Annotated in this window: 9 protein-coding genes; 5 read left to right on the forward strand and 4 right to left on the reverse strand. The window is 46.6% G+C overall.

From position 1 onward, the window contains the following. Window positions 1-30 precede the first annotated feature (30 nt). The 3 genes from GVN16_RS06725 to GVN16_RS06735 form a co-directional block, all read right to left on the reverse strand. Window positions 31-3,009 (reverse strand): TonB-dependent receptor, encoded by a 2,979-nt coding sequence (locus tag GVN16_RS06725; protein WP_166563079.1) that lies wholly within the window; start codon window positions 3,007-3,009, stop codon window positions 31-33. Between the two features lie 26 nt (window positions 3,010-3,035). Continuing rightward, a complete protein-coding gene (locus tag GVN16_RS06730) occupies window positions 3,036-4,157 on the reverse strand; it encodes a glycosyl hydrolase 53 family protein (protein ID WP_166563080.1) in 1,122 nt (373 codons plus the stop codon). A gap of 154 nt (window positions 4,158-4,311) precedes the next feature. After that, window positions 4,312-6,222, reverse strand: a complete 1,911-nt coding sequence (locus GVN16_RS06735) for an AraC family transcriptional regulator (RefSeq protein ID WP_166563081.1) — start codon at window positions 6,220-6,222, stop codon at window positions 4,312-4,314. A 425-nt stretch (window positions 6,223-6,647) separates the two neighbouring features. Here GVN16_RS06735 and GVN16_RS06740 point away from each other — a divergent pair, with 425 nt between their 5' ends. The 5 genes from GVN16_RS06740 to GVN16_RS06760 are packed head-to-tail and all read left to right on the forward strand — an operon-like array spanning window position 6,648 to window position 12,831. After that, a complete protein-coding gene (locus GVN16_RS06740; RefSeq protein ID WP_166563082.1) occupies window positions 6,648-8,030 on the forward strand; it encodes a glycoside hydrolase family 88 protein in 1,383 nt (460 codons plus the stop codon). Continuing rightward, complete coding sequence (locus GVN16_RS06745) at window positions 8,027-9,478, forward strand: NADH:flavin oxidoreductase (protein WP_166563083.1); 1,452 nt, start codon at window positions 8,027-8,029, stop codon at window positions 9,476-9,478. The genes GVN16_RS06740 and GVN16_RS06745 overlap by 4 nt, the downstream gene beginning before the upstream one ends. Then, a complete protein-coding gene (locus tag GVN16_RS06750; protein WP_166563084.1) occupies window positions 9,475-10,245 on the forward strand; it encodes a 3-ketoacyl-ACP reductase in 771 nt (256 codons plus the stop codon). Before GVN16_RS06745 ends, GVN16_RS06750 begins: the two co-directional genes overlap by 4 nt. A 38-nt stretch (window positions 10,246-10,283) precedes the next feature. Beyond that, window positions 10,284-11,582 carry a Gfo/Idh/MocA family protein gene (locus GVN16_RS06755; RefSeq protein ID WP_166563085.1) on the forward strand — a complete coding sequence of 433 codons (1,299 nt, stop codon included), beginning with the start codon at window positions 10,284-10,286 and terminating at the stop codon, window positions 11,580-11,582. A 19-nt stretch (window positions 11,583-11,601) separates the two neighbouring features. After that, the gene (locus GVN16_RS06760) at window positions 11,602-12,831 is read left to right on the forward strand and encodes an MFS transporter (protein ID WP_166563086.1); all 1,230 of its coding nucleotides are present in this window, start codon (window positions 11,602-11,604) and stop codon (window positions 12,829-12,831) included. 294 nt (window positions 12,832-13,125) lie between these two features. On the opposite strand, the gene GVN16_RS06765 is transcribed toward GVN16_RS06760, so the two are convergent. Beyond that, on the reverse strand, window positions 13,126-14,316 hold the full coding sequence (locus GVN16_RS06765; protein ID WP_166563087.1) for an MFS transporter: 1,191 nt from the start codon (window positions 14,314-14,316) through the stop codon (window positions 13,126-13,128). Between the last annotated feature and the right edge of the window lie 100 nt (window positions 14,317-14,416).

A 14,416-nucleotide genomic window follows, 5' to 3' on the forward strand; every position in this document is an offset into this window, starting at 1 on the left:
ATTTTCGATAAATTGACTTAAGATGTTGGTTTAGAATCCAATATTGAGACCCAGCGTGAATACCCTCGGACGCGGATAGAAATTGTTGTCGATACCTCCGCTGATCTCAGGATCAAGTCCTTTGTATTTCGTGATCACCAGGGCATTCTGGATATTTCCGCTCAAAGTAGCATCTGCTTTTTTATTGAATATCTTGCCGAGGCTGTATCCGAAATTGATGTTGTCAATCCTGAAGAAAGAAGCATTCTGCAGATAGTAATTGCTGAAATACTGGCTGTTTGTAAACCCGCTTTTCAAAGCATCTGTCGTCACATTGGTCAGGTATGGGGTAGAATTCGGTCTGAAAACACCTGCCTGGGAATTCACGTTGTTGTAATTATAATTCCCAAAATTGGCTCTTGACACAAATCCGGCAGTGAATTTTCCGAAAGTAAACTGTGAAGTAAAACCAAGGAACACATCAGCCTGAGGGTCTTTCATACGCACCCGGTCGTCCGGCGTGATTACACCGTCTCCGTTCATTTCTTCATACACACCCTCGATCGGTTTTCCGGCAGCATCATACACCTGGTTGTAAACAAAATAAGTGTTGGTCGGGTAACCTACCGTATGAATCTGAACCGTATTACCCACACCACCAGAAATACCTCCGGTCAGTACGCCCGGGAAGGTCGGGTCAGCTACTTTGGTCAGGTTGGTAATCGTATTTTTGTTATAAGTAATGTTAAATCCTAAGTCCCAGCTGAATTTCGGGCGAATCACAGGAGAAGTATTCAGGGCAAATTCCACCCCGCTGTTTTCAATATTACCCACATTGGTCAGGATCTGGTTGGTCAGGTTGGAACCTGCAGGAACCGGGATTACGCTCAGCAAGTCTTTTGTTTCTCTCATGTAATAGTCTAAACTACCTGAAATCCTGGCTGTTTTCAGGGCGAAATCAATACCGGCGTTATAAGTTCGTGTCTCTTCCCACTTGATGTTGGCATCATAACCTTCCGGTCTCAAAGTCTGGATAAAAGTATTGCCAAACTGATACTGGGCCGTGCTCTGGCTCAAGGTATACCTGGCCAGGTACGGATAGTCATTCGGGTTGTCGACCCCGATATCCTGCTGACCTGTCACCCCATACCCTAATCTCAGCTTAAGGTCTGACAGTACCGCTGAGTTTTTAAGAAATCCTTCCTCGGAGATTTTCCATGCCAGGGCCGCAGATGGGAACAAGCCCCATCTGTTGTCAGGCGAGAATCTCGAGGATCCGTCACGACGTAAGGTAAAGGTTAACAAATATTTGTCAAGCAAAGCATAGTTGGCTCTGCCATAAAACGATACCAGTGTATTTTGTGTCTTGTACCTGAAATCCGTGAAAACCTCACCGTTCAGGTTTTTGTCAAGATTGGTGTTTTCTCTCAGGAAGTCCTGGTAAGAATATCCTCCCATGATGTCGATACGGCTGCCGATGGAAGGCAGGTCTTTGACATAATTCAGGTAAAACTCCAGGGTTTTGTTGTTCTTGTTCTGTGTATACACCAGGTCCTGACCGTTTCTGTTGTAAGCAATTGACGCACTGTCAGAAACATAGTTGATCCCGTCACTTTTTGAAACATCATAGCCTAAGTTCAGGTTGGCTCTAAGATCAGGCAGAAAGTGGAATTTATAATCGAAAACAATGTTACCGATACTTCTCTGCACGTCGCTGCTGTTGTTTCTCGACTCCAGTAAGGCCAGCGGGTTTCTCGGGGCCAGGGTATTCGGCTTGCCGGTCGCAGGGTCCAGCCACTCAAAATAACCACTGAACCTGTCTGTTTTGGAATAAACCGGTTGGGTGGGGTCAAAGAAAACCGCCGCTCCGATGGCTCCCTGGTCTGCAAACCTGTTGTTGGTGATCGAGCCTTTCAAATTCACATCCACTTTCAGGTGATTGTCAAGGAACATCGGTGACAAAGCTACTGAAGCAGACGTACGGCCAAGGTTCGAAGTCTTAAGTATACCGTTCTGGTTCAGATAACCCAAAGAAACCCTGTAAGGCATCTTTTTCACGGATCCGCTGATGCTCAGGTTGTTGTCTGAGGTAATGGCAGTTTTATAAATCTGGTCAGCCCAGACCGTATTTTCTGTTCCCAGCAAAGCCTGCTGTGCTTCACTTCCCCTGGTAGTGATCATCTCACGGAACTGGTCAGCAGAAAGCGTTTCAATATTTTTGGTACGGATCGAAGTAGAAAGCAAAGTGCTGAAATTCACACTCATTTTACCACTTTTGGTCCCTTTTTTTGTCGTGATGATGATGACCCCGTTAGATGCCCTTGAACCATAAATGGCTGTTGCAGAAGCATCTTTCAATACCGTGAAAGTCTCAATATCATTAGGATTGATCAGACTCAGGGCATTCGGAGAACCTTCAATTTTATTTTTATCCAGGGGCACACCGTCAAGGACAATCAGCGGATCGTTGTTCGCCGTCAGCGATGAACCTCCTCTGATCCTGATGGTGCTTCCGCTACCCGGTGCACCACCGTTTGAGGTGATCTGCACACCAGCCAGTTTACCTGAAACCAATTGCTCGGGTGTGGTAATCTGACCTTTCACAAAGTCTTCAGAACTCACCGAAACGATAGAACCTGTTAAATCTTTTTTCTTCTGGGATCCGTAACCGATCACGACCACCTCACCCAGGGTCTGGGCATTGTCAGCCAGGGTTACATTAATCACCGACTGGTTTCCGACTACGATTTCCTGGGAAATCTTACCGATAAAACTAAAAACCAGGGTAGCAGTTTCCTTAGCCATGATCTGGTACTCACCGTTGATGTCGGTCTGCGTTCCTGTCAGTTCGCCTTTGACCTGTACGGTTACGCCGGGCATACCCGAGCCGTCAACGCTGTCAGAAACCTTGCCTTTCACAGTTCGCTGGGCGAAGGCTACGCCTGCAGACATCATCAGGGATGCCACCAAGCCGATCGTCAGAAAACTTCTCCGGAAAAAGCCCGGGAAATTTGTAATTGTTTTTTGCATTAGTTAAAGTATTAGTTATGAAAATATTAAAAAGAGTCCTTAAAAAATTTGAATACAGGCAGGGCCTCATTATCATTGGCGGCATCAAAAAACGCCGCGTTTTCCCAATGTGAGCCTTCCCCCCACTGTGTTTTGCATTTGGTGCTGATCCAGGCGGGCTCCCAGTAAATGATACCCTCAGCCCCGGCTTCCCTGCAGACTTTTTTGAGGTCTACCATAAAACTCAGCTGGCCTTCTATCGAAATCGGGTAGCCTTTAATGCCGGCTTCCCCGTCCAGTACATTGTTGGCTTTGTCAAATTCCTTGTTGGTATAAGGGTACCCGGTTTCCACAATCATGACCCGTTTGGCGTAAGTCTTTTTCAGGGTTTTAATGGTATTCTGTAGTTTCAGGAAATCGTATTTCGACCATTTAGGGTAATAACTCAGGCCAATCCAGTCGTAATTGACCACCTGATGGGCCAGGGCCTGGTTGAACCACGGCTCAGCGTTTTCAGGCTGAGCTACGTGGAGCATGGTTTCTATTTGTTGATTGTATTTTTTATTGAAAGCCTTCACCGCCTCAATGCCCTTGTTCAGCAGGAAAGCGTTTCTTTTCCAGTCGATGTTTCCCTTATTGAGCGAGTCGGGATGTTGAATGATGCCTATATTGGTTTCATTGCCGATCTGCACCATCTCAGGTAACAACTTCTTGCTGTTTAAACTCTGTAGGGTTGAAAAAGTGTAGTTATAAACTGAATCTCCGAGCACCGCCAGGCTGTTTATTTTTTGCCAGGCTTTCGGCATCACCTGTTTGGAAGGATCGGCCCAGTCGTCCGAATAATGAAAATCAAGCAGCACCGCCTGTTTCAGATCTTTGGTCCTGCGGATCGATTTCTCTACATCTGACAGTGTCGAATAGCTGGTAAAGTCAGGCGAATGCCAGAGTCTGAGACGGACAATATTGGAGCCTTCGGAAGCAAACAATTCATAAGGATCTACCGGCTGTTTGTTTTTCCTGAACACCCCTCCGCAATCTTCCAGTTCATTGACATAGGACATATCAGCCCCCAGGTAAAAGGAAGGAGCAGGTGAAGATGACTTCAGGCAGGAAGCCAGCAAAACCAAAGCAGAAAACAAAGACAACCTCAGGGCAATGGTACTAATCATGGATGCATTTTGATAAAATCAAGATGCAAAAGTAGAGGTAATACAAAGGCCAGTCGCCCCACATTGCATTATTCTAACAAATAATTGAATTGTTTCAATTAGCTGTCTATCAGATAGTTAATCACACCACAAGTACCATTTTAATAAAATGGTACTAAGTTTTTCCGTTTTTTACCTGGTCAAAGTAGTCCCGGGGAGTCTGGTCTGTGATTTTTTTGAAGGAACGGTTGAAGGCGGTCTTGGAATTGAAGCCAACTTCGTAGGCCAGGCTCAGAAAAGTCAGGTGATGGTTTTTAGGATCAGACACCATCCGCTTGAACTCGTCAATCCGGTAAGAGTTAATGTAGTCGAAGAAGTTTTTATGCAGGTGGTCATTGATCACTTTCGAAACCAGGTGCGGTTGTAGCTTGATCTGAACGGCAAGTTCATTAAGGGTCAGTTTCGGGTTAATGTAGGGCTTGTTTTCGGCCATGTGTGCTTCCAGTTTTTCCAGGTAGGGCAACAGGTTTTCGTCTGAAGTATCCTCCTGTTTCGGTGACGACGGGCTTAAGCCGTGCCCGATTTCGGTTTCCAGTACATCGTCAAAAATCGAAATGGTCCGCGGAGCAGCTTTGAAGGTCTCTGACTGGTGTATCGCAAAATAGCCCAGGAAATAGGGTATGATGGAAAATGCCAGCCAGGTGATATCGATACTGTTTTCGGTGATGGAGACAATATCAAGCGTAAAAATCCTGCCGATAAATGCAATAAAAAATGAAAACGCCCACAGGCAGAGGCAGATAAACTGGATAATCAGCACCGTATTCAGGTAGTTCAGGTTCTGATCATAAGAAAGGTTGGTCTGGAACTCAAGCCGGTATGTTTTGATGGTTTTCCTGAAAAGATTCCAATAGTAGGCGTTCCATAAAAAACCCAGTACACCCGAAATCAGGAATAAGCGGATGATGCCCTGCTTCTGGTTCATGACGTCCAGCAGAAAATTCTTATCCGTATTGAGCATAAACGGCAGATAAGCAAAAAACTGGATAAGGGCCGGTACAAAATGCAGGTACCACCTGGAAGGCAACGACCTGACGTTAAACAGTAATTTGATCAGGTAAAAATAAAAGACCGGGGCATACAGAAAATAGATGAAATCAGAAAAGAGGATAAGCCTCGGAAACTGGTTGACAAACAACTGGTAGTTGCTCATCAGGTACAGCAAAATCGCCACCGAAGAGATAACAATGGAAAAAATCAGCCAGCGGTTGGCGTCAATGTTATTCGACTGAATAGACGGGATGGCAATGATCAGCAAAATGCCCTGGAAAACGGAAAAAATCAGCAGCAGGTCATACAGCGAGAAAAAATGGAGCGTCCCCATGAGGTCTTCCCACCCTTCTATGTCTACGGTAACCGATTTATTGTTGATCTTCGAATCGCGGTTGATGATCCTGTTCGGCCTGGCCTTCCCGGTACTCCGGGCTTCCACCGACGGCCAGCCTCCTCTGGTAAATTTATATTCTATTTTTTCCAGGTCGGAATAAATGATGGTCTGGTAAGTACCGTCAATTTTCCTCTTCAGCTGATAATAAGCGTTGCCCGGGTCCCAGTTGTTAAAGTTACCCGTCACAAAAATCCGGGCATCCTGGGGCGTATTTTCAGGAATATTCTTAATAATAAAAGTATAAGCCACCTGTTTCTCCCAGCCGATGATGGTGTTGGAGATCAGTCCTGAGGGATTGATGGTGCGTTCATAAGTCCTGTTGGGCAGGGTTTCTCCCTGAGGCGTACCTTCCACCAGCATCCAGGTACCCTGCGTAAACTTGTACTCAAATTTATCAGGAGCATCTTCCAGTTCTATATAATACTTATTGTTCTCTCCTTTTTTCAAAGCAAACCTGGGGTCACCTGGGTTCCAGTTGTTAAAATCAACGGCAATAAAAAGCGGGTTATCCGGTAATAAAGGCGTGGCAACCAGCTCGACCTCCACCCTCACCTGGGCCTTCACAACGGTGATCCACGTGATAAAAAACCCTATAGATAGAGTCAAAATTCTGATGTACTGCCGGATTTCTGATAGCATGTGTTTGGAATAATTACTGTGTTCCATTCAGTTACTTAAAATACAAAATTCTGAATACCAAAGCCGGGTAATTCAGGCTGATGAAGCTGAAAACCGGGTTCAAAATTATAAGTTAAATAAACACAGGTTAATGGTAGTTAATATGTTGCTGAGGATAAAAATGAAATTGAAAAACTAAAAATACCAAAGATTTAAAGGATAATCCAATCAAAACAGTGAAAATTTCCAAAAAACACATCCCCGGCCTCCCCGGCTAAAACCATTGAAAATCTGTCTCAATTACTGTCTCCCGAATTTTCTATTCCTATTTTAACACGAGCCAGAACAAAAAAGAAAAATTACATTATTTAAAGGAATATTATAAAAGCTTTGAAAATCATTGCGTATTTTTAGTCAAATTTATCAACCTCAGTATTCAACCTTAAATGATTAAAATTAATTATTCACTAACACCTGAAGACCTTTCAAAAAAACTTCAGGAGTTTTGGGAGCTTTCGGGTCAGAAGATACTTTCCATTGAACACAATTATGATGTCAGCCAGGGTTCACCTGTATTCACCGTCAAAGGAAAATATACCACAAGAGGGTGGACAGAATGGACGCAAGGCTTTCAGTTCGGGTCAGCTATCCTTCAGTTTGATGCCACCGGAGACCCCAGATTTCTGGAATCCGGCAGAAAAAACACCCTCAATGTCATGGCCCCGCACATTTCCCACATCGGCGTACATGATCATGGGTTCAACAACGTAAGCACTTACGGCAACCTGCTCAGGCTCATGAAAGAAGGAAAAATTGAAGCCAACGAGTGGGAGAAAAATTTTTATGAACTGGCCCTTAAAATCTCCGGGGCTGTACAGGCCAGCCGCTGGACCAGTATTCCTTCCGGAGGGTTTATTCATTCTTTTAACGGCTCCCACTCTTTGTTTGTAGATACCATCCGCTCCTGCCGTGCTTTGGTCATCAGTCATTTGCTCGGGCATGTTTTCCAGGCGGAAAATGATGTCAGAATCAACCTGCTTGAAAGGGCTCTCCAACACATCAAAGCCACCGCCGACTATTCGGTTTTCTATGGAGAAGGCCGGGATACGTATGATTTATGGGGCAGAACAGCCCACGAGAGTGTCTTCAACACCAAAGACGGAAACTTCAGATGCCCGAACTCGCAGCAGGGCTATACAGGTTTCAGTACCTGGACACGCGGATTGGCATGGGCTATGTGCGGATTTTCGGAAGAACTCGAATTACTAGAACTGATCGACGAAAAAGAACTTGAAAACCTCGGAAGCAAAGCCAGCCTGAGAGCCATGATGCTCAAAGCAGCCACCGCCACCTGTGATTTTTATATAGAACATACGCCGGCAGACGGCATACCATACTGGGACACCGGGGCTCCGGGTTTGTCGCAACTCGGCGACTACCTCGACAGACCGGCCCAACCTGACAATGATTTTGAACCGGTCGACAGCTCTGCTGCGGCCATCGGGGCACAGGGTTTATTGCGTCTGGGGCATTACCTGAGAAACTACGGAGACTCGGAGCTGGCAGAAAAATACTGGCAGACAGGTTTGACTGTCCTCGATTCTTTGTTTCAGACACCCTATCTGAGCACAGACCATGAACACCAGGGGTTGATCCTGCACTCCATTTATCACCGGCCGAACGGCTGGGATTATATACCGGAAGGTAAAAAGATCCCTTCCGGTGAGTCGAGCATGTGGGGAGATTACCACGCTCGTGAAGTGGCCCTGTATCTGCAGAAAGTCATCAATAATGAACCTTATTATTCATTTTATAACTGTGCCCGATGAATCCGAAATCCAAGCCTAAGTATACCCGGATGGCACAGCTCAAAACCGCTGATGACCTCCGTAAATATCTGTCAGATATCCATGTTAATCTGGATTTTGACGACACCCTTTCCCCGTCAACAGAATCTCCTTATAATAAACCGATACACCTTAAATCGGGAAAAACCATCGGCAACAGGTTTTGTATCCTGCCTATGGAAGGCTGGGACGGCACTGAAGACGGCCGTCCGGGAGAGTTTACCAAAAGAAGGTGGGAAAATTTTGCCATCAGCGGGGCCAAATTGCTCTGGGGCTGTGAAGCCGTGGCCGTTTGTCACGAAGGCCGGGCCAACCCCAACCAGCTTTACATCCACGAGTCCAATCTTGATGAATTCAAAGGATTATATCAGCTCGTCATTGATAAACATACCGAGAAATTCGGCAACACCGGTGACCTCCTCGTGGGTCTGCAGCTGACCCATTCAGGCAGGTTTTGTAAACCGAACGACAAGAAAAAATTCGAATCAAAAATACTGTACGATCATCCTGTCTTGAACAGGAAATTCGGATTAGCGGAATCTCACCCGCTCATGACCGATGAAGAGATTGACGAGCTGATCGGGCAATTTGTCAAAGCGGCAGTGCTGGCACAAAAAGCAGGGTTTCATTTTGTAGACATCAAACACTGTCACGGTTACCTGGGACACGAATTCCTGAGTGCCTTTAACCGGGAAGGTAAATACGGCGGCAGTTTTGCCAACCGGACGCGTTTTTTAAGAAACATCGTTGAAGGTATCCGCAAAGAGGCTCCCGGCCTTGAAATAGGGATCCGCCTCAGTGCTTTTGACTGGATTCCCTTTAAAAAAGGACCTGACGGCACAGGAGAACCTGAAAACTTCCCGAAAGACGAATACATTTATGCTTTTGGCGGAAACTGCACCGGTGTTTCGATAGACCTCACCGAAACCAAATCCTTTCTGACCCTTGCAGCCTCACTGGGGGTCCAGCTGATCTGCATTACCGTAGGCAGTCCTTATTATAACCCTCATCTGATGCGACCGGCGATATTTCCGCCTTCGGATGGTTATCAGCCGCCTGAAGACCCGCTGGTAGGTGTGGAAAGAATGCTCAACGTCACCCATGATTTAAAGAAATCATTCCCGGAAATGGTCATTGTAGGTTCTGGGTATTCTTATCTCCAGGATTGGCTCCCTAACTTCGGACAGTATGTGCTGAACCATAACATGGCTGACTCCATCGGGCTGGGCCGGATGGTTTTGTCTTATCCCACATTACCTGATGATGTGCTGAACGGAAGGCCCATGGAACGCAAACTGATATGCCGGACCTTCTCTGATTGCACTACCGCCCCCAGAAACGGCCTGATTTCCGGTTGTTTTCCGCTGGACCCGGTCTATAAGAATCTGCCCGAAGCCGAAGAACTCAAACAAATCAAAAGTACAATATGAGAAAGACGGCTCTTGTAACGGGTGGCAGCAGGGGCATCGGCCTGGGCATTTCGGAGCAGCTGGCCAAAAGCGGCTTTGACCTGGCAATTAACGGCGTCAGACCGGAAGAAGGGGTCTCTGAAATGATTACCCATCTGAAATCCTACGGCGGAGAAGTGATCTATTGCCAGGGCAATATCGGTGACAAAACAGACCGTCAGAATATCATTAACAAAGTCAGGAAATCCTTCGGAAAGCTGAATCTGCTGGTTAACAATGCCGGTGTGGCTCCGAAAGAACGGCTGGACATCCTGGAGGCCACCGAAGAAAGTTTTGACCATGTCATGGGCATTAACCTCAAAGGTCCTTATTTCCTGACCCAGTCAATAGCCAGCTGGATGGTGGAACAAAAGGAAACTGACCCTGATTTCAGCGGGGGCATTATCTATATTTCATCCATTTCAGCCACAGTAGCTTCGGTCAACAGGGGCGAATACTGCCTCTCCAAAGCCGGCATCAGCATGGCAAGCCAGCTTTTTGCCGTCAGGATGGGGGAATTCGGGATACCGGTTTATGAAGTCAGGCCCGGGATTATAAAATCAGATATGACGGCTGGTGTGACAGCCAAGTATGATCAGTTAATAGAAAACGGCCTGACCGTCCAGAAAAGATGGGGTTTGCCGGAAGATGTAGGGAAAGTGGTAGCTTCTATCGCCAGGGAGGATTTTTCGTATTCAACAGGTCAGGTTTTTATGGTAGACGGAGGATTGACCCTCTCCAGGTTATAAGCTGAAAATCAATATTCAACCTTAAATAGTTACCTTTTATGAAAAAATTTACCAGGCGTGATGTGCTTAAAACCGCATTACCCGGCTCTTTGGCCATGATGGCCATACCCACCATCATCCCCTCTACCGCGTTCGGGGCCAACGACCGCCTCAGGGTCGGAGTCATTGGCGTCAACGGTCGCGGCAAAGACCACATCAAAGGATTCATGAGTCAGGAGAATGTGGAAGTGGTTGCCTTGTGTGACGTCGACAATGTGGTTTCACAAAAAGCCGCCGCAGAATTCAAAGCCAAATACAACAAAGATGTCCAGACTTTCCAGGACCTGAGAAAACTGTATGACGACAAGAACATCGACGCCGTCAGCATCGCTACCCCTAACCACTGGCATGCTCTGGCGGCCATCTGGGCTTGCCAGGCCGGGAAAGACGTTTACCTTGAAAAACCTGGCTCCCATACTTTCAATGAAGGCCGAAAACTGATAGAAGCGGCCAAAAAATACAACAGGATTGTGCAACACGGGGTACAGCTCAGAAGCTCAGTTGCCATCAAAGAAGCCATTCAGCACCTGCGTGATGGCCTGATCGGCAATGTCTACATGGCCCGCGGGGTAGTTTACAAATGGCGTCCGGATATCGGCAACCAGGGCAAATCTGCTGTGCCGGAAGGACTCGACTGGAACATCTGGCAGGGACCGGCCCAGACGAGAGACTTCAGCAAAAACTATGTGCATTACAACTGGCATTGGTTCTGGGACTACGGCAACGGCGACATCGGCAACCAGGGTGTGCACGAGACCGACCTTTGTATGTGGGGTCTGAATGTGGGCCTACCTGAAGTTATTTCTTCTTCAGGAGGCAAATTCCTGTGGAATGACTGCAAGGAAACGCCTGAGCTGCTCACCACCAGCTATCTGTATCCGAAAGAGAAAAAAGTAATAGAGTTTGAGGTGCGTCCATGGATGACCAACAAGGAAGACGGCGTGGAAGTCGGTAATTTCTTCTATGGCGACAAAGGCTACATGGTCATTAACGGCTATTCCAACTATAAGACCTTCCTGGGCAAAGAACGAGAACCGGGTCCGTCAAAAAATGAAGGAGGCGACCACTATGCCAACTTTGTGAAAGCCGTAAGGGCTCATGACACGGGGCTTCAGAACGGTCCCGTCGAAACCGCCCACCTGTCATCAGGTATCGCTCATTTGGGTAATATCTCTTATCGTCTGGGTCGCAGGTTGAATTTCGATCCCGCCTCTGAGAAATTCATCAATGATAAGGAAGCGAATGCGATGCTGACCAGAAATTACAGAGCTCCTTTTACCATACCTGAAAAAGTCTAAAATATTCAAACCTTAACTCATGGAAAATAAAGAACAAAGCCTGGCAAAACAGCTGCTCAAACTCCCGGTCATTGTAGCAGCTCTGGGCTATCTGGTAGACATGTACGATTTGTTTTTATTCAGTGTGGTGCGTGTACCCAGTTTAAAGTCGCTTGGTGTCCCTGACGGGCTTCTGCTTTCAGAAGGCGTTTTCCTTCTGAATATGCAACTCGCCGGGCTCCTTATCGGTGGGGTATTCTGGGGCATTATGGGTGACAAAAAAGGCAGGCTTTCTGTACTTTTCGGCTCCATTATTCTGTACTCACTGTCCAACATCGCCAACGGCTTTGTCCAAACCCTTCCTCAATACGCTGTTTTAAGGCTTATTGCCGGAGTTGGCCTGGCCGGAGAGCTTGGGGCAGGAATTACCCTGGTGGCCGAGCTCCTCCCTCAGCGATTGCGGGGTTACGGAGCCATCATCGTATCTACCATGGGTGTTCTGGGGGGCGTACTGGCCTATTTTGTAGCCGACCTCTTCCAGTGGAGGGTCTCTTACTTTGTCGGTGGAGGTTTAGGTCTGTTATTATTGGTTCTGAGGATCAACGTCTTCGAGTCCGGTTTATTTATGAAGCTCAAGGAAAAGCCGGTGGAGCGGGGAAACATCCTGATGCTGTTCAACAACTTCAAACGGTTCAGCCGTTATGTCCTGGCCATCATCGTCGGTATCCCGATCTGGTTTGTTGTCGGGGTTTTGATCACGTTCTCTCCTGAATTCGGGCTGGCTCATGGTCTTACCGAACCCATTGTTGCGGGAAAAGCCGTCATGCTCACTTTCTTCGGGCAGGCCTTCGGAAACATCGGCAGTGGTTTGCTGAGTCAGAAGCTCAGAAGCCGCAAAAAAGCCATTGCCATTTTTATGCTTTGTTCTTTTGCCATGATCCTGGTTTACCTGCTCATCCCTGTCAAAACCAATAACCTGTTCTATTTCCTTATCTTCCTGTTGGGGATATTTAACGGATACTGGGCTTTGTTCATCATCATGGCAGCGGAGCTTTTCGGTACGAACATCAGATCAACGGTCGCCACCTCCATCCCGAATTTTGTCAGGGGAGCAGCCATTCCGCTGACAGCGTCTTTCGCTTTCCTGAAGCCAGATTTCGGGGTCATCAACGGATCCATCATCATCGGGACCGTTTCGATCCTGATTGCCCTGGTCGCCCTGATTTTTCTGCAGGAAACTTTCCATAAAGACATGAATTACGAAGAATAAGAAGGTTTTAACATTCCCGAAAATACAAAAAGAGAACACGGATAAGCGTCTGTGTTCTCTTTTTTTAAATCCCTGATTATCTTATTTGCAGTAAATTCCGACGACTTATGCGACCCTCTCGGGGTCGGATTCTCAGGTAGCGTCCTTTAGCTATAAACATTTGAATCTTTAAGATTCATTTGGCGAGGCCTTTGCGTTCCGGTCAAATGATATTTCCGTCCCAAACAGGGTCGCACAAATCCACGTGGCTGTTTGTTGCCAACCTGTGAATGCAATAGATACACTCCCGGTATTTCAATTGACAGGCTTAACTGACTTCGCCAGAAAAACACTCAGCAAAATCATCGCCATGGCAAAATAGCCTACATAATAATAATGATCGATGTATCCGGATGATCTTTGTACAATAATGGCCCCGCCGATGTTCGTCGCTACTGCCTGGGCCATCAGCTGAACAGAAGAATTAATCGCCATAAAACCTCCCCTGTTCACCGGTGTCACGACCCCTGAAACCATCGCCTGTGTTGGGATTAACCGCCCGTTGGAGAAAATGAAGAACAATCCCGAAATACACAAAATAACCCAGAGCGGTGTCGGGAAAAGATTGGTGATCAGGAAAATCGGGATGGTCGAAAGAATAGCGAAAATAACAAAAATAGGGTATTTCCCTTTCCTGTCTGCCAGTCTGCCCACCATAGGTGCTGAGAATATCGTTAACAAACCTCCGACCAGGTAAATCAGGTAAATATCATCTTGTTTATACCCGATATTGGCCACCAGGGTAGGTGCGATATAAGGTATAATACTGAAGTGTCCCAGCATAATGATGGTAGACAGCCCCAGAGCTCTCATCTGATTGGGTGTTTTCAGAATATCTGTGATCACGGCAAACGGACTTCTTTTTGGCGTATCTGACTTCAAATGCTCATTGATATTGGGAATAAAGATCATGATCAATACCCCTACCAGAATACTCAAACCACCTACGGTAAAGAAAGGAGCATGCCACCCGAAAAGGTTGGCCAGGTATAATCCTCCCGGAACACCCACCACCGAAGCCACTGAGAAAGCCGTCATAATGATACCCATCGCCGAAGCCCTTCTCTCGTAAGGAAATTTATCAGCCACAATGGACAAAACCTGTGAACCGATCATCCCACCGAAAATGCCGGCTACGATCCTGGCCAGGATCAGAATCTCGTAAGTCGGGGCCAGACCACAACCAAAAGTCCCGATGATGAATCCGGTATAAGCAATCAGCAGCATTTTCTTCCTGTCGAACTTGTCGGCCACAAAAGCCAGGCAAAAGCCGGAGATGGCCGCCGCAATACCATAAGCAGACACCACAAAACCAAACTGATAAGGTTTGATATCGAAAATTTTCATGAGTTGCGGACCCAGCGGCATCAGGATCATGAAGTCTACAATGTGGGTAAAATTGACGCAGGCCAATGTAAAAAGCAATAGTTTTTCTTTTGTTGTCATGAGAAGAGGGTAGCTGCAGCCTCTTACTGTCAGCTATAAAAAATAGTATTTAAATACTCCTGTTTGAAAATCGGAAAGCGGGCGTTTTCAGAATGAAATT

It is taken from the genome of Emticicia sp. CRIBPO (assembly GCF_009905725.1).
GTDB lineage: Bacteria > Bacteroidota > Bacteroidia > Cytophagales > Spirosomataceae > Leadbetterella.